Here is a 23,358-nt window from a genome sequence, read left to right on the forward strand (position 1 = left end):
GATGAAAGGCTGGACAGGTTTTTGCGAGTAATCACGCCTAAAAACGTGATGTCCCGTTAAGGATGTGCGTCGAAATGGGCGATCATGGTTTTGTAGACAAAAGCCCGCGTTTCCGGAATTTCGAGCATGACCTCGTGTTCGCCGTTTTCGATCATGTGCAGGGTGCCGTTTGGCCACTTCGCCATGCGGTCTTTGACGCGCTGCACGTCGACGATGTCCTCAGCTGTGCCAAGGAACGTGACTGTTGGCGTTTTGGGCGAGGGAAGTGAGGCCAAGTGCAGCATTTCGCGCAGCGATTCGCCGAGCCACCGGATCGACGGCCCGCCGAGGCCTAAATCAGGGTATTTGGTTAACTGGTTGACCATGCGGTCCCACATGGTGCGGTCGCGGGTTAACGTGTTGAGATCGAATTTTTCACGCAGCACATAGGACACCGGCGGTTGGCCAGGGGCGAAAATGGTATCTTTTCCAATAGCGCCTGCGACGGATGACAGGACCCATGCACTAGGGCGCACGACAGGTGACAGTGCAATGCCCCACATCGGTGCGGAAAATGCGGCCGCTTTGACGGGCAGTCCGTCGTTCAGGGCGCGCAATCCGATGCAGCCGCCCATCGAGTGACCGATCATGTAGTAGGGCGCAGGTAATCCCAAGGCTTTGACATGCGCCAAAACTGCTGACACGTCTTTTTGATAATCGGTAAATTGAACAACATGTCCCATACGGCGATCATCCGCCATCCGGTCGGCAAGTCCCTGACCACGCCAGTCGATCGCAACAGTGGCATAGTTTGCCGCCAAAAATTCGCGGGCCGCATCGCCGTATTTTTCAACGTATTCGGTGCGGCCCGGAAACATTAGCACCGTGCCTTTGACGGCGTCGCCAGTCCAATGGGCAACACGCAGTTTCAGCCCATCAGAGGTGGTAACCCAATGGGCCGCACCACCCGCAGGACCGTAGGCGACATCGTCATAGAACGGTGCAATTTCCATGACTTACAGGACGCCAGCCAGTTTCATCGCCATGCCCATATCACCATCAACGGTCAGTTTTCCGGTCATGAAAGCAGTCGTTGGGTTCTGTTCACCGTCGAGGATTTCTTTGAACGTTTCGGTCGACGCTGACAGCGTCACATCGGCGTCGTCGTCGCCTGCACGGGCGCCGTCGCTGTCGATGATAATCGACCCTTCGCCCTCGATGACGAACTTGGCTGTGCCAGCGTCAAAACCGCCATCTAGTTTCGTATTCAGCTGGGCCACGGCCTCGTTCACAACATTGCTCATCGCATTATCCTTTTTGAATCTCTTATGCCTCTGGCGAAAGCCGCCTGACACGTTACATTAAGACTATGACCACGCTGACACATCTTCTCAAACGTATCGTTACGGCATTTTTCGTGACGTTTACGTTAACGACGCCAAGTTTCGCGCAAGAGACCGTTTTAGACGGACTTTTTCAAGAGCTGAAGGAGGCGGACGAGGACAATCATATGCGCGTGGCGGATCGCATGATTGCCCGATTCGAACAAAGCGGGTCCGCTGCGATGGATCTACTGCTGCGTCGGGGTGGTGATGCGCTTGAAGATGGCGATGACCGCGCTGCGATTGAACACCTAACAGCACTTGTCGACCATGCCCCCGAATTTGCCGAAGCTTATCATTTGCGCGCGACTGCATACTTTCGCACGGGTCTGATCGGCCCTGCATTGGACGATTTGCGGCAAACGCTGGTTTTGAACCCGCGTCAATTCAGGGCGATGTTTGGTGTGGGCATTCTGATGGAAGAACTCGGTCGCCGATCTGACGCGATTGCCGCATATCAAGCTGTGCTTGAAATCTATCCGCTTGAACCAGAAGCAACCGATGCGCTGGCGCGTCTTGCCTTAGAAATTGAGGGCCAAGCGATCTAATCGCGCGGTCCCTGCCGGGGAAATTATCATGCAAAATTCCCGGATTACGGCCGTTCTCGGCCCAACGAATACCGGCAAAACCCATTACGCGATCCAGCAGATGTTGTCGCATCGCACGGGCGTCATAGGCCTGCCTTTACGGCTGCTCGCGCGTGAAGTGTACGACCGGATTGTGGCCGTCAAAGGGCCGAGCGTTGTAGCATTAGTCACGGGCGAGGAACGGATCGTGCCGCCGCGCACGCAATATTGGGTCTGCACCGTCGAGGCGATGCCCGAGGGCATGGGCTGCGATTTTCTCGCGATTGACGAAATTCAACTGTGCGGTGATGCAGAGCGCGGACATGTCTTTACCGACCGGTTGCTCCATGCGCGGGGCCTACGCGAGACGCTGTTTTTAGGCGCGGAAACCATGCGCTCTGCTATCGCCGCGATGGTGCCAGGGGTGCAGTTTATGTACCGCGAGCGAATGTCGCAGCTGACCTACTCAGGTTCGAAAAAGCTAAGTCGGATGCCTGCAAGAGCCGCAATTGTCGGCTTTTCGGTTGAAAATGTATATGCGATTGCCGAACTGCTGCGCCGGACCAAAGGTGGCGCTGCTGTGGTTATGGGCGCACTTTCCCCGCGGACCCGTAACGCGCAGGTCGAAATGTACCAGAACGGCGATGTCGATTATCTGGTGGCGACAGACGCTATCGGGATGGGATTGAACCTCGATATTAACCACGTGGCCTTTTCGGCGCTGGCGAAATTCGACGGCCAAAAGATGCGCTATCTTTATCCCGAAGAACTCGCGCAGATCGCGGGACGCGCTGGACGGCATACTGCGAATGGCACGTTTGGGGTGACGGGTGAGGCGCATGAATTGGATGACGGCGTGGCTGAGGCCATCATGTCACATCAATTCCAGCCTGTGAAAAAGCTGCAATGGCGCAGCAGTGCGCTGCAATTCGGGTCTGTGAAACGGTTAATTCAGACTTTGGAAACCAGAACTGACGATCAATGGCTGACGCGCGTGCGCGAAAGTGATGATTTGGCCGCACTTAAGGCGCTTGGCGATGATCCGCTGATTGCGGCGCGTGCCAAAGATGGACCGTCTGTGCGCCTATTGTGGGACGTGTGCCGCATCCCTGACTTTCGGGGCATCAGTCGCGGGGAACATGCGGCACTTTTAACCCGTATTTACAGCGATTTACACCAGTCCGGGCATGTTGACGAAAGCTGGCTGGCGTTGCAGATTGCGCGGATTGACCGTCATGATGGTGACATAGATACGTTGTCTAAGCGCCTCGCGTTCATTCGCACATGGACCTACGTTGCCCAACGCAAAGGGTGGGTGCGTGACGAAACACATTGGCGTGAGGTGACTCGCGCTGTAGAAGACCGATTATCAGATGCGCTCCATGGGGCGCTGACACAAAGATTTGTCGACCGGCGCACCAGCATTTTGCTGCGGCGGTTGAAGCAGAAGGAGAGCCTTGTGGCCGAGGTTAATGAAAACGGTGAAGTAACAGTAGAAGGCGAATTTGTGGGGAAACTGGAAGGATTCCGGTTCCGCATGGATAAGGCTGGCAGTCCCGACGAGGCGAAAACGCTGCGTCAGGCAAGTGTGGCGGCCTTGGTCCCGCACTTTAGTTTGCGGGCCGATAAATTCTACAACGCCCCTGACACAGAGATTGATTTTACAGAGCAGGGCGGCCTGATGTGGGGCGATCAAGCTGTAGGTAAACTGGTGGCAGGGTCCGACATCCTGAAACCTGGCGTTGCTGTTTTTGTTGACGATGAGGCAGGGCAGGACGTGGCCGCTAAGGTTGAACGCCGCTTGCAGCATTTCATCGACCGCAAGATCGCCGCAGCGTTTGAACCGCTGTTGGGTCTCAAAAACGACGAGACGTTGGAAGGCATCGCCAAAGGCTTTGCATTCCGTCTGGCCGAAGGGTTCGGCATTGTGCCGCGCGGTGAAGTTGCCGCAGAAGTCAAAGATCTGGATCAGGACGCCCGTGGCGCGCTGCGCAAGCACGGTATTCGTTTTGGTCAATTCACGATCTTCATGCCGTTGTTGCTGAAACCTGCGCCGACACGTCTGCGCTTGGTGCTTTGGTCGCTGGCAAAAGACTTGGCCGAATTCCCAGAATCACCTCCACCGGGTTTGGTCACTGTGCCGTCCGACAAGGCCGCTGTGCCGGGCTATTACGCGATGGCCGGCTACCGCGCTGCGGGCGAGCGGGCGATTCGCATTGATATGCTCGAACGGCTTGCTGACATGCTGCGCGATCAAGACAGTCGTGGTGGCTTTGAAGGCACCGCAGATATGCTGTCGATCACGGGCATGACGCTAGAGCAGTTCGCAGATTTGATGACGGGTCTCGGCTACAAAGCTGAAAAAGGCGAACGTGCAAAAGTGAAGGCGACAAAGCCTGTGACCGATGCACCAAAGGCTGAAGACGCAGAAGCCGAAGCGGCACCAGTTGTTGAAGAAACACCTGCTGAAGGCACGGTTGAAACACCAGAAGCCGCACCTGAGATGGAGGCGTTCTACACCTTCACTTGGGGTGGTCGTGCCAACAACGCACGCCAAGGTGGCCGTCCGCAGCAAGGCCGCGACGAAAAGCCACGCAGCAACGACAAACCGCGCGGCAAAGGCAAGCCACGCGGCAAGCCGGGCGCTGGGCGTGACAGCAACAAGCCACAAAGTTTCCAAGCAAAACCGCGTAAAGAAAAGGCGATTGATCCCGATAATCCCTTCGCGGCATTGGCAGCTCTCAAGAACAAGTGATCGATCAAGTTAAGGATACCATCCGGCTTGATAAATGGCTTTGGCAAGCGCGGTTTTTCAAATCGCGCTCGCTTGCTGCCGGGGTTGTCAGTGCGGGCAAGGTCCGCGTTGATGGCACACCCGTCAGTAAACCCGCCCGCAGCGTAGGGCCCGGTAACACACTGACATTTGTGAAAGAAACCGACACAAAGGTGGTGCGGATCGTCGCTTGTGGCACCCGCCGTGGCCCCGCCCCAGAGGCGCAGGCATTGTACGAAGACCTGTCACCCGAACCCGTCAAGAACATACATTCCCCGAACCCTAGCTTTGACGGGAAAGGTAGACCGACGAAGCGCGATCGCCGGAACATGAAAGCTCAACGCGACATGAAACGGTCTTTCGACCTTGATTGACTGCACGCTCTGTCCTAGGTGGGGCAAGAGATAAACGGATGACCCTGCTATGACCTATATCGTCAACGACAATTGCATCGCCTGTAAATACACCGACTGCGTCGAAGTCTGTCCTGTGGACTGCTTCTACGAAGGCGAAAATATGCTCGTGATCCACCCGGACGAATGCATCGACTGTGGCGTGTGCGAACCAGAATGCCCCGCAGACGCGATCCGTCCGGACACAGAGCCTGACATGGAAAAGTGGGTTGAATTCAACCGCAAGTATTCCGAAATGTGGCCGGTCATCATCACGAAAAAAGACCAGCTTCCGAATGCGGAAGAAATGGACGGCAAAGAGGGCAAGATGGACCTGTTCTCGGAAGCCCCAGGCGAGGGCGGCTAAGCCGATTTCGCGACCTATTTACCTTACCAAACGCCCCGCTTTTATCGGGGCGTTTTTTGTGATATACACATCCACAATGAACGCTACGATCTGACACCTTTAAACGCGAATTATCCCCCGACGGCACCCAAGGGTTCCGCCGGTTTTTTGCCGTTTTCGTCAGAATAACCGCCATGAAAGGACTATCATGAGCAAGAAGAAACTGGACTTCAGCCCGAACGAATTTGTTGTTTATCCGGCCCACGGTGTTGGCAAAATCATCGCCGTTGAGAAAGAAGAGGTCGCTGGTTTCGATCTCGAGATGTTTGTCATCGTGTTCGAAAAGGACAAGATGAAGCTGCGTGTTCCAACGAACAAAGCAATTGATGTCGGCATGCGCGCGCTTGCGACACCTGACGTTGTATCCCACGCCATGAAGACATTGCGCGGCAAAGCTAAAGTGAAAAAAGCCATGTGGTCCCGCCGTGCGCAGGAATATGAGCAAAAGATTAACTCTGGCGATTTGATCGCAATCGCAGAAGTTGTGCGCGACTTGCACCGCCAAGACGACCAGCGCGAGCAAAGCTATTCAGAGCGTCAGCTGTATGAAGCAGCCTTGGAACGCCTGAGCCGCGAAATCGCTGTCGTCGCAGGCAGCGAAGAATCAGCAGCTGTTGAAGAGGTCACATCCGTACTGGTTGGCCGCGCAGCCTAAGTCGGATTACCTTTCTAAGGAAAAGGGCGATGCTTTGGCGTCGCCCTTTTTTGTGATGTCGGATTGGGGGCCAGCCCCCAAGCCCCCGGGATTTGAAGAAAGTCCAAGAAGCCTAAAGGGCACGCCATCCGATGTCCGTCCGGTAAAAGCCGCCGGGCCAGTCGATTTTTTTGGTCATCTCGTAGGCTTTGGCGTGGGCCTCTTTGAGGGTGTCAGCGCGGGCCGTTACAGCAAGGACGCGACCGCCGGTTGCCGTGATTTTACCGTCTTTTTCGGTTGTGCCAGCGTGGAACGTCATATGTTGGCTGTCCTCGGTCAGGCCGTCTAGCCCGCTGATGACGCTGCCTTTTTCGTATGATCCAGGGTAGCCGTTTGCCGCCATGACAACCGTTAACGCATGATCATCCGCCCAGATCGCGTTGATGTCCGCGAGGCGGTGTTCGGCGCAGGCTTGCAGCAGGTCAAGGATTTGACCGCCGAGCCGCATCATCAGGCATTGGCATTCTGGATCGCCAAAGCGCACGTTGTATTCCACGAGGCGCGGTTGGCCGTCTTTGATCATTAGGCCGACAAAAAGCACACCTTCAAACGGTGTGCCGCGTTTCGCCATTTCGTCCATTGTTGGCTTGATGATCTCGTCGAGCGCCTTTTGCGTCACGGCGTCGGTCATCACGGGGGCAGGGGAATAAGCACCCATGCCGCCAGTGTTCGGTCCTGTGTCGCCTTCGCCGACCCGTTTGTGGTCTTGGGCGGTGCCGACGGGCAAGATCGAGGTGCCGTCGCAAAGCACGAAGAACGACGCTTCTTCGCCGTCCATGAATTCTTCGATCACGACTTCTGCGCCTGCGTTGTCGTCGAACATATCAAGGATCGCGGCTTCGGCTTCGGGCAATGTCATGGCGACTGTGACGCCTTTGCCTGCTGCGAGACCATCCGCCTTAACCACAATCGGTGCGCCTTGTTCGCGCACATAGTCGAGGGCCGCATCGCCATCGGTGAAATGCGCATAACCTGCGGTTGGGGCGTTCGCCGCGTCGCAAATCTCTTTGGTGAACGCTTTGGATGCTTCGAGTTTTGCCGCTGCTTGCGATGGACCGAACACTAGAAACCCCGCGTCGCGCAGGCGATCAGCGACGCCCACGGCAAGCGGCGCTTCGGGGCCGATGATCACAAAATCAACTGCGTGATCAGCAGCAAATCCCGCCACCGCGTCGCCGTCCATGATTTCAATCGCCGCACATTCGCACATCTGCGCGATACCCGCGTTACCAGGGGCCACGATCAGCCGATCACATTTTGGGTTCTGTTGAATGGCCCATGCAAGCGCGTGTTCGCGCCCACCGCTGCCCAAAATCAAAATATTCATCACGTGTCCCCGTTGGCCTTTGTTGATGGGCGTTCTAAAGTCCGCAAGAGAATGCAGCAAGGGCGGATCACATGGACTTATTCGACGATGAAAGCCCGCAAGACGGTGCGGGCAACAATGCGCCCGAATTTACGGTATCTGAAATATCGGGTGCGGTGAAGAAAACCATCGAAGGCGGGTTTTCGCATGTGCGTGTGCGGGGCGAAGTCGGACGTGTGTCGCGGCCTCGATCTGGGCACCTGTATCTGGATTTGAAAGACGATAAATCCGTTTTGGCTGGCATCATCTGGAAAGGCCGCGCTGTGGCATTGGCGCAGCAACCCGAAGAGGGGATGGAGGTCATTGCGACAGGCAAGTTAACCACGTTCCCCGGTCAGTCAAAGTACCAGATGGTGATTGAAGACATTGCACCTGCGGGTGCCGGTGCATTGATGGCGATGTTGGAAAAGCGCAAGAAGGCGCTTGCGGCAGAAGGGCTGTTTGCACCGGAGCGTAAGAAAAAACTACCCTATCTGCCCGAGGTGATTGGCGTCGTAACCTCCCCATCTGGCGCGGTTATTCGCGATATCTTGCACCGCTTGCGGGATCGGTTCCCGCGCAAGGTGCTGGTTTGGCCCGTTGCGGTCCAAGGTCAGAAAAGTGCAAATGAAGTCGCCGCCGCGATCAACGGTTTCAACGCTATGACGCCCGGTGGGGCGCTGCCAAGGCCCGATCTATTGATCGTTGCGCGGGGTGGTGGATCGATTGAGGATCTGTGGGGCTTTAACGAAGAAGTTGTCGCGCGTGCCGCTGCCGCATCTGACATTCCGCTGATCTCTGCAGTGGGACATGAGACCGATACCACGCTGATCGATTTTGTGTCCGATATGCGGGCACCGACGCCCACGGCTGCGGCTGAATTAGCGGTGCCTGTGCGGCTAGATTTGCTCGCGTGGACCGATCAGCAGGGCGCACGTCTATCGCGAGCGCTGTCCACGGGTATCACGCAACGCCAGCAACGGGTGCGCGATTTGGGGCGTGCTTTGCCGAAAGTAGAAACTTTGGTCGAAGGCCCGCGTCAACGCTTGGATTATCTCGGCGAACGTCTGCCCGGCGCATTAAATGCGGCTGCGGCGAAGAAACGAGTCGCCCTATCGGATGTCAGCGGTGCTTTGCGCCCTGCAACTTTGGCGCGTGCGGTGGCCTCTGATCGGCGACGGTTGAACGACCTAGCGGGGCGGCTTGGTCCTGCGTTGCAGCGCGGACTTACGCAGCAATCTCAGGCATTTGGACAAGTCGCAAAGGGTCTGCAACCGCGCTTGGTCCAAGGTGATGTGACACGCAAATCCGAGCAATTGATCAACTTGCTGCGTCGCCTGTCGGATCGTGCAAGTCGTCAGCAATCTGAACGAAAATCCAGATTGGGTGCAATCGACCGTTTGCACGAAACGTTGGGATATAGGGAAACGCTCAAACGCGGCTATGCTGTTGTTCGCGGCGACGGGGCCGTCGTGACAGACACTCAAGCAGCCCAAAACGCACGTGAAATTGAGGTCGAATTCGCAGATGGTCGCGTGAAATTGAAAGGCGATGCGCAAGGCGCGTTGTTCTAAAATACTGTGACGTGGCTGTGCCCTTTTCAAATTGGGGGCGCTGGGCTATCTGACACCTAACAAAGCGGGAAGCCTGATGACCTTGAATTTTGAACAACCGGGACCGATTGAAAAAGATTGGTCCGACGCGATTTCTCCGATTGAGGACATCATTGATGACGCCCGCAACGGTAAGATGTTTGTCCTCGTCGATCATGAAGATCGCGAAAACGAAGGCGATCTGGTGATTCCAGCGCAAATGGCGACGCCGGATGCGGTGAACTTTATGGCGACGCATGGCCGTGGCCTGATCTGTTTGACGCTGACGAGCGACCGCTTGGACGCGCTTGATCTGCCGCTGATGGCCGCACAGAATTCGTCGCGCCACGAAACTGCGTTCACCGTGTCGATTGAAGCCCGCGAGGGCGTGACGACCGGCATTTCCGCCGCTGACCGCGCCCACACCGTGGCCGTCGCGATTGACGCGAGCAAAGGTGCTGCCGATATCGCCACGCCGGGCCACGTGTTCCCGCTACGTGCGCGTGATGGTGGCGTTTTGGTCCGTGCGGGTCATACCGAGGCCGCTGTCGATATTGCACGGCTTGCAGGGCTGAACCCGTCAGGCGTGATTTGTGAGATCATGAAAGACGACGGCGAAATGGCGCGTCTGCCTGATCTGGTCGCTTTTGCACAGCTACATGGGCTGAAAATCGGGACAATTTCGGACTTGATCGCTTATCGCCGCCGCCACGATAACCTTGTGCGGGTGCGGTCCGAAGAAGTGATTACCTCCGAGTTCGGCGGCGATTGGGACATGAAAGTTTATTCCGATCAGACCCACGGTGACGAGCATATCGTTCTGACCAAAGGGGATCTTTCGGGTGATGCGCCAGTGTTGGTGCGGATGCACGCGATGGACCCTATGTTGGACGTCATCGGGACTGGCCCTAAAGGCCGCGCCGCTGAATTTAACCATGCCATGTCCGCTGTTGCCACTGAAGGACGCGGTGTGGTTGTGTTGCTACGTGACACCGCGATGAAGCTCGAAGTCGCCGACGAAGTGTCGCCCAAAACATTGCGCCAGTACGGGTTGGGGGCGCAAATCCTTAGCTCGCTCGGGTTGAATAAAATTGAATTGCTGACCAATTCGCCGACGCCAAAAATCGTTGGACTAGAGGCTTACGGCCTTGAAATTGTTGGCACACGTAAAATTTCGGAGCTTGGTTAATGGCCGGTCCATCACACTACATCATGCCGCTACCGGAATTCGATAAACCGGTGAAACTGCTGATCGTCGCGTCGCCTTATTATAAGGACTTGTCTGACCACCAGATCGCAGGTGCGAAGGCCGAGATCGAAAAAGCAGGGGCTACGTGGGACATCGTAAACGTGCCCGGTGCATTGGAAATTCCAACCGCGATTAGCATTGCTGAACGGATGAGTAACTTTGACGGATACGTGGCGCTTGGCTGTGTGATCCGTGGCGAGACGACGCATTACGACACCGTTTGCAACGATAGCTCGCGGGCGATCCAATTGTTGGGTCTGCAAGGCGTGTGCATCGGCAACGGTATCCTGACGGTTGAAAATTACGAGCAGGCGCAAGTGCGCGCTGACCCTGCTGATCAAAACAAAGGCGGCGGTGCGGCGCACGCGGCCTTGCACCTGATCGCACTCAGCCGTAAGTGGGGCCGTCCTGATAAGGGTATCGGGTTCACCAGCGACATACTTCTCGCGCAGCAAGGCAAAACCACGGCATGACCATTTCGAACAATCAACGGCGCAAGATGAAATCCGCAGCACGGCTTTATGCGGTGCAGGCATTGTTCCAGATGGAAGCATCGGGTCAGACTGTAGATCAGGTGATTGGCGAATTCAAAAACCACCGTTTTGGCGAGGTTTTCGGCGACGATGAAATGCAAGAAGGCGATGTGGATACATTTCACGCGCTGATGGAGTATGCCGTTGATAACCAAGCGGCAATTGACCAAATGACCGACCGTGCGTTGGTCGCCAAATGGCCGATTGGGCGGATTGACCCGACATTGCGGGCGTTGTTTCGGGCGGCTGGTGCTGAATTGAACTTGAAAGACACGCCGCCAAAGGTTGTGATCGTCGAGTTCGTGCAAGTCGCCGAAGCCTTTGCACCAGAAAGCAAAGAAGCAAAATTCGTAAACGCGGTGCTGGACCACATGGCACGCGAAGCGCGGCCAGAACTTTTCTAAGTTCGGCCAGACGTAGTTTCCAATGTCCTGAAAATTTCTGCGTGGATTAACCTTGCCCTCATCTTTGTTCGCTAAACACAGGCAACAATGTGAGACGAGGAAAATCCATGCTCAAAGCTATCGTTGCCCTATTTCTAACGATCATCGCAGGCCCTACCTTTGCGGACGGGGTGTCATCAGGCGCGTTGTCTGAGCCCACCGTTGTCCCGATCATTCGCGTGCCTGCACCCGCGCTACAGGCTCCGTTGGTGGCCCCGATGCGGATCACCCAGACCCAACGCGGGCAGGGGTATTGTCACAACAGTCAGAACTCCGGACCCACGGAAAGCCTTTATGGCTACGAGGTTAAACTGGCTTGCGACCATATCCTAGTCGGTGCTGGCATTCTTGGGGTGATGTTCATGCTCGGCGCGTCGTCTTCGACGAATTAGCGCGGGGCAAAGGTGGCGAGAACCGCAGCAACCGTAGGGGGTTTATTCCCGAGGACCTGTATGTACAGGTGGGCGCCAGATAACTGAACCAGGGCTCAGACAGAGCCAGCTCCCTCGGATTTGCTTAAGGCCACTGGAATGTAACCGCCCAAAACACGAGAAGAGCAGAAGCTCGCCACTGCTTGAGATAGGGCGCACAGCCGGTCACGACAAGGGGGCGCTGCGCGAAACAGGAAAGAAATCGTCGATGTACGACGGGGACGTGTATTGGCGACCGCGGTGTTAACGCTGCTCGATACATAGAAAACCAAAAAGGCGGCAGCACCTGCTACCGCCTTTAAGCTCGGATCGATCGTCCAAAGATCCGAGCTTTCCTTGGACAGGATTAGTTGAAGTTGTACACGACGGAAACGCCGAGTGTGTTCTTCGCATCGCTGAAATCTTCGTCGATTGCATCGTCGAATGCTGTTGCGAGGCTTGTACGCAGAACCAGTTCGTTGTTTAGAGCAACGTTCAATGCCAATTCGTTGGACACTGTTGTTGAGAACTCAGAGTAGATCACGTCTGTGTCGTTTGTGATGTAGCTCGTGTCTGTCAGGCTACGGAAGTAGTTAGAGGAAACGGCCGCAGCTGCTTCTTCAACACGGTCTTGACCAACAACGTCAGCAATACGGTAGCCTGGGCCAACTTGAATGGACCACTGGGATGCGTTGCTGTTCAGGATACGGTAACCAACACCAGCACCAACGAAGATGTCTTGTGTTGTTTCGCCATCTGTTTCAGCCAAACGGTCGAATGCGAGATCAGCTTTGGCGAAACCAAAGAATGCATCGCTAAAGTTACGACGGTAGTCAACGCCAGCCAACAGTTGGTTTTCTGTTTCTGTGCCGTCGTCTTCGCCGTAGATGAAGCTAGCAGTCGCATCGATGCCGTTCACGCCGTCGAATGTGCCGTAACGCAAGCCAATGCCCAGATCAGAAGATGTTACGCCATCTTCGGATGTGGATGTGCCGCGCAATGAGAGCGAGCCATATGCGCCAACTTCACGGCCTTCGGTGCCGAATGTGAAGGTTTCACGCTCAGCTGCGTCTTCGATTGCTTCGTCAAGATCGTCCAACGCGTCGGATGTGCGGTCTTGGTTATTGAAAGCGGAAGTTTGTGCAAAACCTGCGTTAGCGATCAATGCAGCGGCGGCAGCCACAATAAAGATATTCGTTTTCATGGGGATTAATCCTTTCCCAATAGAATGAACCGTCCTGTCCTAGGTACGGGTGCATCTCTGCTGAGAGAGGGGATATTGAACTATGAAGTATTTGTGAAATTCAAAATAATTGAGGTTAAGCTGATTTTTGCTCACCTATAGGCGGATGATGTCCACCTCGCTTTTTTCCCCTAGAATGTCAGTGGTTGCATCACCGTTAAGTAATGCAAGTTGACCCAGCACAGCATCACCATCTGCTTCGGCGTGGGAAGAAACCAGCTTTAGTTTCGCCAGCGCCATATCGCGCACCTCTGCATCCATGTCATTACGCCAAACCGCCCAGACTGGATAGGGGAAGCGTGGGGCGTCGGCGACAAGATGCAAATGCCCGCTATCAAGGTACTTTTTCACATAGCGAGCAGGCAAATATGCGGCGGATTTACGGTTAATTACGTATTCTGCGACCATCGCACCCAATGAAAACGTCAAACCCGGATTTGTCAGATCTGGCAGTGCAATCGCATGGGCCCCGACAAATTCCGGGCCCCAGTCAACGAACACATAACGCCCCTTCAGGTCGCACGAGGTCGCGTTTTTCCACGACGCAATAAGCACTAATTCTTCCTCTAGCACCATGTCCGCCGTTAATCCGGGACGGAGATGGGGTGTGTAAAGAAGACACACTTGTGTGATTCCCTCGATCAAAAAGCGCGTAAGTCGGTCCGGCATCCCCAATTCGGCTCGAATATTCAGGTCCGGCATCGCGGTCTGCATCTGATCAATCCAGCGAAACCCCAAGCGCGGCCAAAGCGAATATTGTGCTCCGACCGAAATACTGCGGCTAAAACCTTCGGGAATGGCGACTTGTTGGCGGGCTTCTTCCCAAACACGAATCATCGCAAGGGCATACCGTTCAAATTCGCGCCCCGCTGGCGTTAATTCCGCACCAGATTTTGAGCGGGTGAACATAGGTTTGCCGAGCGAATCTTCCAAACGTTGAATACGCAAGGATACCGCCGATTGCGTGACATATAGACGGTCAGACGCCGAGACGAATGATCCGGTGGCCGCGACTTCGAGAAATGTTTTGAGCAGGGTGATATCCATATGCGGACCATGAGCAAAAGTCATGTCTGAGGCAAATATTATTTGTCACGCTCAGCTTAAGCGCGAGTAGGGGTAGCGCGCTCTTGCGGGCCTTGATCTTTGTTCACCTAATGTTCATCTTTGGGTGATGTATGATGAGACAACACCTCCGCCGATGATGCCCGGGCAACTGCTGGCCCGCGGCGTGTGCAGGCATCTGCGCAGTCATGATTTTGTCAGTGTGGAAGAGCTGGTGCCAACCCGTGGTTTGCGGGTGGATGTCATGGCTTTGGGCCCGAAAGGTGAAATATGGATTATCGAATGCAAATCATCTCGGGCAGATTTTCTATCGGATCAAAAGTGGGAAGGGTACTTGCCGTGGTGCGACCGGTTCTTCTGGGCGGTCGACATCGACTTTCCGTCAGAATTGCTGCCCGATGACAGCGGTTTGATTATCGCGGACGCTTATGGCGCAGAAATCATTCGCACTGGCCCCGAATCTAGGCTGACAGCGCCGCGCCGCAAAGTCATGCTGCAAAAATTCGCACGCCATGCCGCGATCCGGGCGCAAGCTGCCCGCGATCCACGTCCCGGTTTGACCGGAACGTTACGCGGTTAGGTCGCTATTTTTTGCTGATCACACGTGCAGCCATTGCCGCTGCTTTGATCTCTTCGGCGATGTCATCGGCCTCTGAAGGGTCAAAATCCATAGGAATTTCAATGCCTGTGCCTTCGATGAACAAACGAACCATGCCCTGATCGGTCGGCCCGATTTGCAGATTTGCTTCGATATTGCTTTCGTCGTTGATACCCATTGGGGACCCTCCATTTGCGTTTTTCTGACGTAGCCTGATGAGATGCATTTTGGCAAGACTAGACCCCTTGCAATCGTCGCGGACCCGCGTTAAATCCCCCCCAGTGCCGCCTTAGCTCAGTTGGTTAGAGCGCCTGATTGTGGATCAGGAGGTCCCTGGTTCGAGACCAGGAGGTGGTACCATTCCCCCTACTTTTGACGGATAGCAGCGGCATTCAGGCGCTGTGCTACTGATTTTATTGGTAAAAATAGGGGTTCAGTTGGTTTGCGTGATCAGATTCGCACGACGATACGAAAAGCCGTCATCGCGACATCAGCTTTTCAACAGCATCAATAAAATGATTCTCAAACTGCAGCGATCAAAACCAATCGGTAGCTAAAAACTGCGAATCAAAGAAGCGCAGCAGGCGCATCTAAAGAGACCCTTAATTGATGAAAAACTGATTTTCTTAAGGGCATCTTTAGATGCAATCACTCTGCGTGAATGGTGGGCGACCCTGGAATCGAACCAGGCGTGAGTCGCCTCGAGGGAGTTACAGTCCCCTGCCACACCTTGCGGCCTGTCGCCCACTAGGCGGCTGATTACCTATGCCTCATCATGCCGTCAACCGCAAAACGCCACTCTTTTGCACCCCTTCACAGTTTGTTTGGAACGCGGTAGGCAGCGGGGTCTCAAAGCGTCAGGAAAACAGATGAAAAAGCCAAAGTGGGTCGTCGCAAAAGAACAAGCCAAAAGGGTGGCGGCGAATGAAACCGTTTGGCTTTTTGGCCTACATGCGGTGCGTGATGCGTTGGAAAACCCGAAACGCGAAAAATTGCGGCTCGTTGTGACGCGTAACGCGATGGACAAATTGGCCGAAGCGATTGCTGGCGCTGATATCGAGCCTGAAATCTCTGATCCACGCAAATTCGCGGCCCCCCTTGATCCGCAATCGGTTCACCAAGGTGCTGCGCTCGAAGTGAAGCCGTTGGATTGGGGTTCAATCGAAGAAATCGCCGTAGGTGATGGCCAAAATAACGCATCTTCGGGCCCACCGCGTATTGTTTTGCTCGACCGTGTCACCGACCCCCATAATGTGGGTGCGATTCTGCGGTCTGCCGAAGTCTTTGGTGCACGTGCCGTCGTGGCCATGAACCGTCATGCGGCCCCTGAAACGGGCGCTCTGGCCAAGACTGCCAGTGGTGCGCTGGAACGCCAGCCTTATGTGCGGGTACGCAATCTGGCGGACACGATGGTCGCGCTCAAGGACATGGGCTACCTCGTGCTCGGATTGGACGAGACGGCCGAGCAGACAATTGCGCAAGCTGTCGAAGGTAAACGTGACCGCGCAATCGCGCTCGTTATGGGCGCCGAAGGGCCGGGCTTGCGTGAAAAGACGCTAGAGACCTGCGACGCATTGGTCAAAATCGACTTTGCAGGTGGATTTGGGTCGCTTAACGTCTCAAATGCGGCAGCCGTCGCCCTATATGCATCTAAGGGATAAACATTCAGGGGCGGCGCGATGACGATCACAAAAGTTGCAACTTGCTGTTATTGCGGGACAAGAGCGGCGCTGGTTTTGCGCGGCAAGGACCGGCACGAGCTAAGTTGCAGCAGCTGTGGCGCGCCGCTTCATGCGTTGAAAATCCTACCGTCACAACCTGTCGCGGCGTCGCCCAAAAAGGCGGTGTCGCATCGGCCAAAGTCAAAGCACGTTGCGAAATACGAGCAAGGTAAACACCGCGTTAAACCGGGAAAGCGCCGTAAATCCAAAAGCCTAGGGCGCAAGATCTGGTCAGAGGTCTGGGACGTCGTCGAAGACATCTTTGACTGACGCCTACCGTTAAGGCGGTGTTCACATTTTCATGATCAACTCTTGCATAGGCGAATGTGACCCCCAGATTCGTTACAGAGACACGCACTTGGAACCTGCCTGTCTGTCTTCTGTCCCTCGTTCCAAACTTGCGCTCGGGTTTGACCTGAGCGCTTTTTTCTTGAGAAATCGCAGCGTAGGGTAGGGCATGACCTATCCAGACGATTTCTTACGCACAATCCTGCGCCGCACTAAGACCATCGCAATTGTGGGCATTTCGGCAAACGAAGTGCGACCCAGCTATTACGTCGCACGGTATCTGCGGCTGAAGGGCTATCGTGTGATTCCGGTCAATCCGGGGCTGGCAGGGCAGGAGTTATTCGGCGAAACGGTTTATGCGGATCTGAATAGCATTCCCGATACCGTTGATATGGTTGATATTTTCCGTAAACCCGACGCGGTTCCGGCAATCGTAGACGCTGCACTGGCGCGCTGGCCTGAATTACAGACAATCTGGATGCAGATTGGCGTGGAACATGCCGAGGCAGCCAAAATAGCCGAGGCACGTGGCGTCGATGTCATACAGAATCGGTGTCCGAAGGTCGAATATCAGCGGTTGTTCGGTGAATTGCGGATGGGCGGGTTCAACACTGGAATAATGTCTGCGAAATTATGAGGGGGCGCTGCCCCCTGACCCCCGGGATTTAGAAGAAGTCAAAGAAACAGGGGCGTTGTTAGCGTGATGCTTTTTCTGCGATGCCGGATTGTTTGGTGCGCGATGCAAGTTCGGATTCGATATCCGCGAGCGTCACGTCTCGGGCGGCGCACATCACGAGTAGGTGGTAGATCGCGTCGGCTGCTTCTGATGTGAGCTTTGCGCGGTCGCCTTTGACGGCCTCGATGATCGCCTCAATGGCCTCTTCACCGAATTTTTCAGCGCATTTTTCAGGGCCTTTCGCGAGCAGTTTTGCGGTCCAACTGCTGTCAGGATCGGCGGCTTTGCGGGCGGCGATGGTTGCGGCGAGGTCGTGGATGCTCATGCGGTTCTCATCGGGATGCCGGCGTGTTCCATGTGGGCCTTGGCCTCGCCGATGGAATAGGTGCCGAAGTGGAAGATCGAGGCGGCAAGCACGGCGGACGCACCGCCTTCGGTGACGCCTTCGACCAGATGATCCAGAGTGCCGACGCCGCCGGATGCGATGACAGGCACGTTGACCGCGTCGCTGACCGCGCGGGTCAGGGGCAGGTTAAAGCCTGATTTGGTGCCGTCGCGGTCCATTGAGGTGAGCAGGATTTCTCCGGCCCCTTTTTCGACCACGGTGCGGGCAAATTCGACGGCATCAATGCCAGTGGCGCGCCGACCACCGTGGGTGAAGATTTCCCAACGGCCCGGTGCGACGGTTTTAGCGTCGATGGCGACAACGATGCATTGGCTGCCGAATCGCAGGGCTGCTTCGGCCACAACGTCGGGGTTGGCTACGGCCGCGGAGTTAAAGCTGACCTTGTCGGCACCAGCAAGCAGCAGGTTACGCACATCGTGATGCGTACGCACACCGCCACCAATCGTGAGCGGCATAAAACATTGCTCGGCTGTGCGCGTCGCAAGATCGAACATCGTGCCGCGATTCTCTTCGGTGGCCATAATGTCCAGAAAGCAAAGCTCGTCCGCACCAGCCGCGTTATATGCAATCGCCGCATCCACGGGATCGCCCGCGTCGATGAGATCTACAAAATTCACGCCTTTGACGACACGCCCTTCGGCGACATCTAGGCAGGGGATGATCCGTGTTTTCAACATGCCGTGAGGTTTAGGCCGAAAACTAGCGCTTGGAAAGATGGTGTGTCATGTCTTGGGGGAACTAATGAGGAGAAAACGATGAAACGCATGATGACCGCCCTTGCGGCGACCGCGACATTCGCAGCGGCCCCACTTATGGCCGAAACAATCACACAGGCGTCACCGCATTCGGTGCCTGCGACGATGGACGCATTGCAGGCGGCTGTTGAAGGCGCAGGGGCTACGATATTCGCCCGTGTGGACCACGCAGCAGGGGCCGCATCTGTGGACATGGAACTGGCGGACGCCGAACTGCTGATCTTTGGCAACCCGATGCTGGGCACGCCAGCGATGCAGGCTGATATCCACGCAGGGCTGCAACTGCCGCTGCGGGTTCTCGTCTACGCAGGCGATGACGGCACGGTTGTTGCCTATGAGACTGTCGAGACGTTGTTTGGCGGGCTTGATGTCCCGTTGGACGCGGAATTTGCGCAGAAGATGACAGGGGCTTTGGCCGCATTAACGGGCAAGGCAGTGGCTGAATAATACGTTGATTGAGTTGTTTTGGCGAAATGAAGGGGCGGCGGTGTGGGAAACGCCGCCGTCTTTTCATGTGTTGAGCAGGTGCATCGCTTCTTGCAGGTCGATGGCCCCGTCATAAAGCGCGCGGCCTGAAATTGCGCCTGAGATCACGTTTGTGTCTTTCAGCGCTTTGAGATCGGCAAGTGATGATACGCCGCCGGATGCGATCACCGGAATATCGACGGCGCGGGCGAGGGCGGCGGTCGCGTCGATGTTCGGCCCTTTCATCGCACCATCGCGCAGGATGTCGGTGTAAATGATCGCGGCGATGCCTGCGTCCTCAAATGATTTGGCAAGGTCAGTCACCATCACATCGGTTTCTTCGGCCCAGCCGCGCGTGGCGACGCGCCCATTGCGGGCATCAAGGCCAACGGCGACTTGGTTCGGGAACGCTTTGGCAGCTTGGCGCACCAGATCGGGGTTTTCTACTGCCACAGTGCCAAGGATCACGCGGGTCAGACCGCGGTCAAGCCAGCGTTCGATGGTCGCCATGTCGCGGATACCGCCGCCAAGCTGCGTGGGCACTTTGCAGGCTTTCAAAATTGCCTCAACGGGGGCCGCATTCACCGGCTCACCCGCAAACGCCCCGTTCAGGTCAACCAAGTGCAGCCATTCGCAACCTGCCGCGACAAAGCTCAGCGCTTGCGCTGCCGGATCGTCGTTGAAAACTGTCGTCTGCTCCATGTCCCCATGCACAAGCCGCACGGCGTTTCCGTCTTTGAGGTCAATGGCTGGGTACAGGATCATGGCGCTACTCCGGTTGCTTGGCCGCTTTCTACATTGGGCGGCGTGGATTGCAATGCGCAGTGGACCCAACGTCAGTGTTGATTTGGAACGCGGCTGGCGCTCAAGCTGGAGCATCACTTACGGGAGGAAGATGAAATGAAGAAAATACTACTCGCAGCCGTGGCTGCAATGGCGATGGCAACCACCGCGACAGCCCAAGAGGCGGTTTACGGCGAATGGAAATCACAGCCGGGCGAGACGGGCGGGTATATCCATGTGCGCCTTGGGCCGTGCGGCGCGAATGTTTGTGGCGAGATCACAGAAGTCGTGGGCAACGACAACACGTCCATTGTTGGTCGTACGATCATCCAGAACATGGCCCCACAGGGTGGTGGCGCTTATTCCGGCGGCACGATCTGGGCACCTGACACGGACAAGACCTACAAGGCTGACATGACCATGAACGGGAATAGTTCGTTGGTTGTGCGCGGGTGCGTCGGGATCTGTACGGGTCTGACCAGCCGTTCGCAGACATGGTCGCGAATCCGCTAAACCTTAGCGAAGTTGCGCTTCAGCTGCGCAGCTTCGCACGCCACCGGGGCGTAATCCGGTTTCTACCAGAAGGTTCTGACGCTTGGCCTCGTAGTAATAGCCGCGTGCGTACCAGCTGACGGCTGTGGCCTCGTCACCGTCCGACAGCAACCAAGCCCCGCGCAAATAACGTCCAGCATAAAGCAAATTGGTTTCCGCATCGAGAAGGCTATCCGGCGTGCCGCGATGCCCCATGGTCCGTGCAGTCTGCGGCAAAACCTGCATCAAGCCCCAGTAAGGACCGTTGCGCGCACCAGCCCGATAATCGCTCTCGCGTTGGATCACGCGGTGCAGCAGGCTTTCTGGAATGGCGTGACAGGCCGCATATTTCCGCACCAACTGCCGCATGTGCCGCGTTTCACCCGGATGCAGCCCGATATCTGTGCGCGTACCTTGCGATTCGGCGGCGACCTCGGGGGACCGGATCGGAACCCACCCGCAACTGGCGACAGAAAAAGCGAGTGCGAGGCAGATCAGGCGGTTCAACATGGGACGCTTTCCATTGGAATTTGCGGAAAGCTACCCCATTCACATGGGCTGCGGTAGTCTGCGAAATCGCGCAGGCGGTAGGCCGCCGCTACGGTGTCCAGCCTAGGAAGTTCGCAATCATCCGCAGGCCTGCGGCTTGGCTTTTCTCGGGGTGGAATTGCATCCCGATGATATTGTCGCGCCCGATGATGGCGGTGATATCGCCCGCGTAATCGACATGGGCCAGACGCTCAGCCGGATTGGTCACGGTCATCGCATAAGAATGCACGAAATAAGCGTGTTCGCCGGTTTCAATGCCAGCAAACACCGGATGCGGGTTGTCGATCACCAGATCATTCCAGCCCATATGCGGGATTTTCAGTTTTGGGTCAGCAGGTGTGATCTTGCGAATGTCACCCGCGATCCAGCCGAAACCAGCGGTGGGCTCGTATTCGTGCCCCGTGGTCGCCAGCATCTGCATACCGACGCAAATCCCCATGAACGGCACGGCGCGGGTCATGACGGCCTCGGTGATGGCCTCGCCAAGGCCCGTGCGGCTAAGCAATTCGGTGCGGCAATGCGGGAACGCACCGTCACCGGGCAGCACGATGCGGTCAGCTTTGGCCACGACGTCGGGATCAGCGGTCACATGTATCGCGCCGCTGCCGACTTCGGTTGCCATGCGCTCGAATGCTTTTTGGGCAGAGTGCAAATTGCCGCTGTCATAGTCGATTAAGACGGTCGTCATATCATTTCACCTTCGCGATTACGCTTACAGCGCGCCTTTGGTCGATGGAATCGCATCCGACTTGCGCGGATCGGTTTCCAACGCGTCACGCAACGCACGGGCGACAGCCTTGAACGCAGCTTCTGCGATGTGGTGCGCGTTAAAGCCGTGCAGTTTGTCGATGTGCAGCGTGATGCCGCCGTGGGTGCTGATCGCTTGGAAAAACTCGCGGACGAGTTCGGTGTCAAACGTGCCGATTTTGCCGAAAGGCAGATCAAGATTGCAAATCAGGTAAGGTCGCGCGGACAGGTCCAACGCACAACGCACCTGCGCGTCATCCATCGCAAGGTGGCACGAACCATAACGGACGATCCCCTTTTTGTCGCCCATGGCTTGGGTCAAGGCTTGGCCAATCGCGATTCCCACATCTTCGACGGTGTGGTGGTCGTCGATGTGCAAATCACCCGATGCCCGCACAGTCATATCAATCAACGCATGGCGCGACAGCTGGTCCAGCATGTGGTCGAAGAAACCGACGCCAGTTTGATTGTCATAAATCCCAGTCCCATCAAGGTTCAGGGTGACAGTGATGTCCGTTTCAGCCGTTTTGCGCGTGATTGTAGCAGTCCGCATGGGAACCTCCGTAGGCATTGCATGGACGCTTATAGGGACGTGCGGGGCAGGGGCCAAGGTGGTCGGCGACGATTGTGCGCGGATGTGGCGAACAGGCTGTACCCGAAAACGACGAAAGGCCGCCCGAAGGCGACCCTGTCGTAACGAATTGAATTCGTTAGACTAACTGGAGCGGGCGAAGAGATTCGAACTCTCGACCCTAACCTTGGCAAGGTTATGCTCTACCCCTGAGCTACGCCCGCATCCCGTTAGTAAGGGGGGATTTAGAGTGAGTTGATGATGGCCGCAAGACCAAAATTGCAGGTTTTTGAATTTTTTTACATTTAAGGATCGGACCGCCGTTTTAGACGTGGGTTCGATCCGTATGTGTGAATTGGATCAGGTCCCAACGGTTACCAAATGGGTCTTGGAATACGACCACCGTGCCATAAGGCTCGTCGCGTGGGGCATGTTCAAAAAACACGCCCTTGGCGGCCATATCCGCGTAATCGCGTGCAAAATCATCGGTTTCCAAAAACAGCCAAACGCGGCCACCGCCTTGGTTTCCGATAGCCTCGCGTTGCGCACCGACAGCACGCGCGAGTAGAAACTCGGTCCCGCTGCCGGCATGGCCAACCCGCACCCAGCGTTTTTCGGCGCTGATCGGTTCGTCCTGCAGTAGGTCAAACCCAAGCGTATCCACAAAAAATGCAATGCCTGCGTCGTACTCAGGGACAAGAATTGCAACGAGGGCCAGACGTTTGCTCATAGGATGCTGTGCACAATCAGACCCATCGCGCCAACGGCCTGCATGATCAAAGTCAAAATCATGCCCCAGAACCGGAATTTAAAGATCATCGGATGTACCCAGAACGCAATCGCATGCAGCAAACGCCCGACGAGCAACATCAGCCCAAGCACATGAACCGCGCTAGCAGGCGCGCCTTGCAACTCGACACAGGCCAGAATGATCAGACCAATTGGGGTGTATTCGGCAAAGTTGGCTTGCCCACGCACGCGCTGGCGCATGTCTTTGCTATCTGCATCGCCCAGCGACACGCTATTAGCGCGACGAAAAGCGATAACGCGGAACGATAGCGCCAGAAAAACGAGCGCCAGTAGGCCGACATAAAGAGAGGTGATGGGAAGCATGGTGTGTATCCTGTGATATGAAACCTCAGGCTACAGACGGAATGGCGGCACCGCTAGGGCTATCGCTACAACAGTCAGGGTGG

General features: G+C 56.0%; 30 protein-coding genes and 3 tRNA genes. 17 read left to right on the top strand and 16 right to left on the bottom strand.

Annotated features, from left to right (window positions below):
• Window positions 1-56 precede the first annotated feature (56 nt).
• Together FHS72_RS11750 and FHS72_RS11755 are read right to left on the bottom strand one after the other, a co-directional pair.
• Window positions 57-992, bottom strand: a complete 936-nt coding sequence (locus tag FHS72_RS11750) for an alpha/beta hydrolase (protein ID WP_183529322.1) — start codon at window positions 990-992, stop codon at window positions 57-59.
• A gap of 3 nt (window positions 993-995) precedes the next feature.
• The gene (locus FHS72_RS11755; protein WP_183529324.1) at window positions 996-1,283 is read right to left on the bottom strand and encodes an SCP2 sterol-binding domain-containing protein; all 288 of its coding nucleotides are present in this window, start codon (window positions 1,281-1,283) and stop codon (window positions 996-998) included.
• Between the two features lie 65 nt (window positions 1,284-1,348).
• Between FHS72_RS11755 and FHS72_RS11760 the strand changes: the two genes are divergently transcribed.
• The 5 genes from FHS72_RS11760 (at window position 1,349) to FHS72_RS11780 (ending at window position 6,153) form a co-directional block, all read left to right on the top strand.
• Window positions 1,349-1,909, top strand: a complete 561-nt coding sequence (locus FHS72_RS11760) for a tetratricopeptide repeat protein (protein WP_183529326.1) — start codon at window positions 1,349-1,351, stop codon at window positions 1,907-1,909.
• A gap of 28 nt (window positions 1,910-1,937) precedes the next feature.
• Window positions 1,938-4,682 (top strand): helicase-related protein, encoded by a 2,745-nt coding sequence (locus FHS72_RS11765; protein WP_183529328.1) that lies wholly within the window; start codon window positions 1,938-1,940, stop codon window positions 4,680-4,682.
• Window positions 4,682-5,074, top strand: coding sequence for a S4 domain-containing protein (locus FHS72_RS11770; RefSeq protein WP_183529578.1), 393 nt, complete (start codon window positions 4,682-4,684; stop codon window positions 5,072-5,074). Before FHS72_RS11765 ends, FHS72_RS11770 begins: the two co-directional genes overlap by 1 nt.
• A 49-nt stretch (window positions 5,075-5,123) precedes the next feature.
• Window positions 5,124-5,459: a ferredoxin FdxA gene (gene fdxA, locus FHS72_RS11775; RefSeq protein WP_183529330.1), complete on the top strand. Its 336-nt coding sequence runs from the start codon at window positions 5,124-5,126 to the stop codon at window positions 5,457-5,459.
• A 187-nt stretch (window positions 5,460-5,646) separates the two neighbouring features.
• On the top strand, window positions 5,647-6,153 hold the full coding sequence (locus FHS72_RS11780) for a CarD family transcriptional regulator (RefSeq protein WP_183529332.1): 507 nt from the start codon (window positions 5,647-5,649) through the stop codon (window positions 6,151-6,153).
• Between the two features lie 112 nt (window positions 6,154-6,265).
• Here the strand turns inward: FHS72_RS11780 and purD are convergent, their stop codons facing one another.
• Entirely contained in the window at window positions 6,266-7,519 is a 1,254-nt protein-coding gene (gene purD, locus FHS72_RS11785; RefSeq protein ID WP_183529334.1) for a phosphoribosylamine--glycine ligase, read from the bottom strand.
• 71 nt (window positions 7,520-7,590) lie between these two features.
• Here purD and xseA point away from each other — a divergent pair, with 71 nt between their 5' ends.
• The 5 genes from xseA (at window position 7,591) to FHS72_RS11810 (ending at window position 11,746) form a co-directional block, all read left to right on the top strand.
• Complete coding sequence (xseA, locus tag FHS72_RS11790; RefSeq protein ID WP_183529336.1) at window positions 7,591-9,111, top strand: exodeoxyribonuclease VII large subunit; 1,521 nt, start codon at window positions 7,591-7,593, stop codon at window positions 9,109-9,111.
• Window positions 9,112-9,187: 76 nt separating this feature from the next.
• Window positions 9,188-10,318: a 3,4-dihydroxy-2-butanone-4-phosphate synthase gene (gene ribB, locus FHS72_RS11795; RefSeq protein ID WP_183529338.1), complete on the top strand. Its 1,131-nt coding sequence runs from the start codon at window positions 9,188-9,190 to the stop codon at window positions 10,316-10,318.
• Window positions 10,318-10,851 carry a 6,7-dimethyl-8-ribityllumazine synthase gene (locus tag FHS72_RS11800; protein WP_183529340.1) on the top strand — a complete coding sequence of 178 codons (534 nt, stop codon included), beginning with the start codon at window positions 10,318-10,320 and terminating at the stop codon, window positions 10,849-10,851. The genes ribB and FHS72_RS11800 overlap by 1 nt, the downstream gene beginning before the upstream one ends.
• Entirely contained in the window at window positions 10,848-11,315 is a 468-nt protein-coding gene (gene nusB, locus FHS72_RS11805; protein WP_183529342.1) for a transcription antitermination factor NusB, read from the top strand. The genes FHS72_RS11800 and nusB overlap by 4 nt, the downstream gene beginning before the upstream one ends.
• A 107-nt stretch (window positions 11,316-11,422) precedes the next feature.
• Window positions 11,423-11,746 (top strand): hypothetical protein, encoded by a 324-nt coding sequence (locus FHS72_RS11810; protein WP_183529344.1) that lies wholly within the window; start codon window positions 11,423-11,425, stop codon window positions 11,744-11,746.
• Between the two features lie 385 nt (window positions 11,747-12,131).
• Here FHS72_RS11810 and FHS72_RS11815 read toward each other — a convergent pair whose 3' ends face one another.
• Together FHS72_RS11815 and FHS72_RS11820 are read right to left on the bottom strand one after the other, a co-directional pair.
• Entirely contained in the window at window positions 12,132-12,968 is an 837-nt protein-coding gene (locus tag FHS72_RS11815) for a DUF481 domain-containing protein (RefSeq protein ID WP_183529346.1), read from the bottom strand.
• A 135-nt stretch (window positions 12,969-13,103) separates the two neighbouring features.
• Window positions 13,104-14,054 (bottom strand): LysR family transcriptional regulator, encoded by a 951-nt coding sequence (locus tag FHS72_RS11820; RefSeq protein ID WP_183529348.1) that lies wholly within the window; start codon window positions 14,052-14,054, stop codon window positions 13,104-13,106.
• Window positions 14,055-14,181: 127 nt separating this feature from the next.
• Here FHS72_RS11820 and FHS72_RS11825 point away from each other — a divergent pair, with 127 nt between their 5' ends.
• The gene (locus tag FHS72_RS11825; RefSeq protein WP_183529350.1) at window positions 14,182-14,652 is read left to right on the top strand and encodes an MmcB family DNA repair protein; all 471 of its coding nucleotides are present in this window, start codon (window positions 14,182-14,184) and stop codon (window positions 14,650-14,652) included.
• A 4-nt stretch (window positions 14,653-14,656) separates the two neighbouring features.
• On the opposite strand, the gene FHS72_RS11830 is transcribed toward FHS72_RS11825, so the two are convergent.
• Window positions 14,657-14,848, bottom strand: a complete 192-nt coding sequence (locus FHS72_RS11830; protein ID WP_183529352.1) for a DUF6324 family protein — start codon at window positions 14,846-14,848, stop codon at window positions 14,657-14,659.
• Between the two features lie 105 nt (window positions 14,849-14,953).
• Here FHS72_RS11830 and FHS72_RS11835 point away from each other — a divergent pair.
• Window positions 14,954-15,030: transfer RNA gene (locus FHS72_RS11835), tRNA-His, on the top strand.
• 302 nt (window positions 15,031-15,332) lie between these two features.
• Here the strand turns inward: FHS72_RS11835 and FHS72_RS11840 are convergent.
• Window positions 15,333-15,416: transfer RNA gene (locus tag FHS72_RS11840), tRNA-Tyr, on the bottom strand.
• Between the two features lie 123 nt (window positions 15,417-15,539).
• Here FHS72_RS11840 and rlmB point away from each other — a divergent pair.
• From rlmB to FHS72_RS11855, 3 genes are all read left to right on the top strand, one after another.
• Window positions 15,540-16,331 carry a 23S rRNA (guanosine(2251)-2'-O)-methyltransferase RlmB gene (rlmB, locus tag FHS72_RS11845; RefSeq protein WP_183529354.1) on the top strand — a complete coding sequence of 264 codons (792 nt, stop codon included), beginning with the start codon at window positions 15,540-15,542 and terminating at the stop codon, window positions 16,329-16,331.
• 18 nt (window positions 16,332-16,349) lie between these two features.
• Entirely contained in the window at window positions 16,350-16,661 is a 312-nt protein-coding gene (locus tag FHS72_RS11850) for a hypothetical protein (RefSeq protein ID WP_183529357.1), read from the top strand.
• A 187-nt stretch (window positions 16,662-16,848) separates the two neighbouring features.
• Window positions 16,849-17,316, top strand: a complete 468-nt coding sequence (locus tag FHS72_RS11855; protein ID WP_183529359.1) for a CoA-binding protein — start codon at window positions 16,849-16,851, stop codon at window positions 17,314-17,316.
• Window positions 17,317-17,374: 58 nt separating this feature from the next.
• Here FHS72_RS11855 and FHS72_RS11860 read toward each other — a convergent pair whose 3' ends face one another.
• Both FHS72_RS11860 and hisF read right to left on the bottom strand, forming a co-directional pair.
• Window positions 17,375-17,680, bottom strand: a complete 306-nt coding sequence (locus FHS72_RS11860) for a phosphoribosyl-ATP diphosphatase (protein WP_183529360.1) — start codon at window positions 17,678-17,680, stop codon at window positions 17,375-17,377.
• Window positions 17,677-18,438, bottom strand: coding sequence for an imidazole glycerol phosphate synthase subunit HisF (hisF, locus tag FHS72_RS11865; RefSeq protein WP_183529362.1), 762 nt, complete (start codon window positions 18,436-18,438; stop codon window positions 17,677-17,679). Before hisF ends, FHS72_RS11860 begins: the two co-directional genes overlap by 4 nt.
• A 78-nt stretch (window positions 18,439-18,516) precedes the next feature.
• On the opposite strand from hisF, the gene FHS72_RS11870 reads away from it, so the two are divergent.
• Window positions 18,517-18,963, top strand: coding sequence for a DUF302 domain-containing protein (locus FHS72_RS11870; protein WP_183529364.1), 447 nt, complete (start codon window positions 18,517-18,519; stop codon window positions 18,961-18,963).
• 63 nt (window positions 18,964-19,026) lie between these two features.
• Here FHS72_RS11870 and hisA read toward each other — a convergent pair whose 3' ends face one another.
• The gene (gene hisA / locus FHS72_RS11875) at window positions 19,027-19,746 is read right to left on the bottom strand and encodes a 1-(5-phosphoribosyl)-5-[(5-phosphoribosylamino)methylideneamino]imidazole-4-carboxamide isomerase (RefSeq protein WP_183529366.1); all 720 of its coding nucleotides are present in this window, start codon (window positions 19,744-19,746) and stop codon (window positions 19,027-19,029) included.
• 135 nt (window positions 19,747-19,881) lie between these two features.
• Here hisA and FHS72_RS11880 point away from each other — a divergent pair, with 135 nt between their 5' ends.
• Window positions 19,882-20,277, top strand: coding sequence for a DUF2147 domain-containing protein (locus tag FHS72_RS11880; RefSeq protein ID WP_183529368.1), 396 nt, complete (start codon window positions 19,882-19,884; stop codon window positions 20,275-20,277).
• Window positions 20,278-20,280: 3 nt separating this feature from the next.
• Here the strand turns inward: FHS72_RS11880 and FHS72_RS11885 are convergent, their stop codons facing one another.
• The 6 genes from FHS72_RS11885 to FHS72_RS11910 all read right to left on the bottom strand — a co-directional run bounded on the left by FHS72_RS11885 (window position 20,281) and on the right by FHS72_RS11910 (window position 23,275).
• Window positions 20,281-20,805 carry a transglycosylase SLT domain-containing protein gene (locus FHS72_RS11885; protein WP_183529370.1) on the bottom strand — a complete coding sequence of 175 codons (525 nt, stop codon included), beginning with the start codon at window positions 20,803-20,805 and terminating at the stop codon, window positions 20,281-20,283.
• Between the two features lie 88 nt (window positions 20,806-20,893).
• A complete protein-coding gene (hisH, locus tag FHS72_RS11890; RefSeq protein ID WP_183529372.1) occupies window positions 20,894-21,532 on the bottom strand; it encodes an imidazole glycerol phosphate synthase subunit HisH in 639 nt (212 codons plus the stop codon).
• A 24-nt stretch (window positions 21,533-21,556) separates the two neighbouring features.
• A complete protein-coding gene (gene hisB, locus FHS72_RS11895) occupies window positions 21,557-22,144 on the bottom strand; it encodes an imidazoleglycerol-phosphate dehydratase HisB (protein ID WP_183529374.1) in 588 nt (195 codons plus the stop codon).
• 167 nt (window positions 22,145-22,311) lie between these two features.
• Window positions 22,312-22,386, bottom strand: a tRNA-Gly gene (locus FHS72_RS11900).
• A gap of 101 nt (window positions 22,387-22,487) precedes the next feature.
• The gene (locus FHS72_RS11905; RefSeq protein WP_183529376.1) at window positions 22,488-22,892 is read right to left on the bottom strand and encodes a VOC family protein; all 405 of its coding nucleotides are present in this window, start codon (window positions 22,890-22,892) and stop codon (window positions 22,488-22,490) included.
• A complete protein-coding gene (locus FHS72_RS11910) occupies window positions 22,889-23,275 on the bottom strand; it encodes an MAPEG family protein (RefSeq protein ID WP_183529378.1) in 387 nt (128 codons plus the stop codon). The genes FHS72_RS11905 and FHS72_RS11910 overlap by 4 nt, the downstream gene beginning before the upstream one ends.
• Window positions 23,276-23,358: the final 83 nt, after the last annotated feature.

Source organism: Yoonia ponticola (genome assembly GCF_014199395.1).
In the GTDB taxonomy this organism is placed as follows: Bacteria; Pseudomonadota; Alphaproteobacteria; order Rhodobacterales; family Rhodobacteraceae; genus Yoonia; species Yoonia ponticola.

Coding starts and splice junctions, on each gene's coding strand:
- FHS72_RS11750 (WP_183529322.1), bottom strand. CDS start 992: ATGGAAATTGCACCGTTCTATGACGATGTCGCCTACGGTCCTGCGGGT.
- FHS72_RS11755 (WP_183529324.1), bottom strand. CDS start 1,283: ATGAGCAATGTTGTGAACGAGGCCGTGGCCCAGCTGAATACGAAACTA.
- FHS72_RS11760 (WP_183529326.1), top strand. CDS start 1,349: ATGACCACGCTGACACATCTTCTCAAACGTATCGTTACGGCATTTTTC.
- FHS72_RS11765 (WP_183529328.1), top strand. CDS start 1,938: ATGCAAAATTCCCGGATTACGGCCGTTCTCGGCCCAACGAATACCGGC.
- fdxA (WP_183529330.1), top strand. CDS start 5,124: ATGACCTATATCGTCAACGACAATTGCATCGCCTGTAAATACACCGAC.
- FHS72_RS11780 (WP_183529332.1), top strand. CDS start 5,647: ATGAGCAAGAAGAAACTGGACTTCAGCCCGAACGAATTTGTTGTTTAT.
- purD (WP_183529334.1), bottom strand. CDS start 7,519: ATGAATATTTTGATTTTGGGCAGCGGTGGGCGCGAACACGCGCTTGCA.
- xseA (WP_183529336.1), top strand. CDS start 7,591: ATGGACTTATTCGACGATGAAAGCCCGCAAGACGGTGCGGGCAACAAT.
- ribB (WP_183529338.1), top strand. CDS start 9,188: ATGACCTTGAATTTTGAACAACCGGGACCGATTGAAAAAGATTGGTCC.
- FHS72_RS11800 (WP_183529340.1), top strand. CDS start 10,318: ATGGCCGGTCCATCACACTACATCATGCCGCTACCGGAATTCGATAAA.
- nusB (WP_183529342.1), top strand. CDS start 10,848: ATGACCATTTCGAACAATCAACGGCGCAAGATGAAATCCGCAGCACGG.
- FHS72_RS11810 (WP_183529344.1), top strand. CDS start 11,423: ATGCTCAAAGCTATCGTTGCCCTATTTCTAACGATCATCGCAGGCCCT.
- FHS72_RS11815 (WP_183529346.1), bottom strand. CDS start 12,968: ATGAAAACGAATATCTTTATTGTGGCTGCCGCCGCTGCATTGATCGCT.
- FHS72_RS11820 (WP_183529348.1), bottom strand. CDS start 14,054: ATGGATATCACCCTGCTCAAAACATTTCTCGAAGTCGCGGCCACCGGA.
- FHS72_RS11825 (WP_183529350.1), top strand. CDS start 14,182: ATGTATGATGAGACAACACCTCCGCCGATGATGCCCGGGCAACTGCTG.
- FHS72_RS11830 (WP_183529352.1), bottom strand. CDS start 14,848: ATGGGTATCAACGACGAAAGCAATATCGAAGCAAATCTGCAAATCGGG.
- rlmB (WP_183529354.1), top strand. CDS start 15,540: ATGAAAAAGCCAAAGTGGGTCGTCGCAAAAGAACAAGCCAAAAGGGTG.
- FHS72_RS11850 (WP_183529357.1), top strand. CDS start 16,350: ATGACGATCACAAAAGTTGCAACTTGCTGTTATTGCGGGACAAGAGCG.
- FHS72_RS11855 (WP_183529359.1), top strand. CDS start 16,849: ATGACCTATCCAGACGATTTCTTACGCACAATCCTGCGCCGCACTAAG.
- FHS72_RS11860 (WP_183529360.1), bottom strand. CDS start 17,680: ATGAGCATCCACGACCTCGCCGCAACCATCGCCGCCCGCAAAGCCGCC.
- hisF (WP_183529362.1), bottom strand. CDS start 18,438: ATGTTGAAAACACGGATCATCCCCTGCCTAGATGTCGCCGAAGGGCGT.
- FHS72_RS11870 (WP_183529364.1), top strand. CDS start 18,517: ATGAAACGCATGATGACCGCCCTTGCGGCGACCGCGACATTCGCAGCG.
- hisA (WP_183529366.1), bottom strand. CDS start 19,746: ATGATCCTGTACCCAGCCATTGACCTCAAAGACGGAAACGCCGTGCGG.
- FHS72_RS11880 (WP_183529368.1), top strand. CDS start 19,882: ATGAAGAAAATACTACTCGCAGCCGTGGCTGCAATGGCGATGGCAACC.
- FHS72_RS11885 (WP_183529370.1), bottom strand. CDS start 20,805: ATGTTGAACCGCCTGATCTGCCTCGCACTCGCTTTTTCTGTCGCCAGT.
- hisH (WP_183529372.1), bottom strand. CDS start 21,532: ATGACGACCGTCTTAATCGACTATGACAGCGGCAATTTGCACTCTGCC.
- hisB (WP_183529374.1), bottom strand. CDS start 22,144: ATGCGGACTGCTACAATCACGCGCAAAACGGCTGAAACGGACATCACT.
- FHS72_RS11905 (WP_183529376.1), bottom strand. CDS start 22,892: ATGAGCAAACGTCTGGCCCTCGTTGCAATTCTTGTCCCTGAGTACGAC.
- FHS72_RS11910 (WP_183529378.1), bottom strand. CDS start 23,275: ATGCTTCCCATCACCTCTCTTTATGTCGGCCTACTGGCGCTCGTTTTT.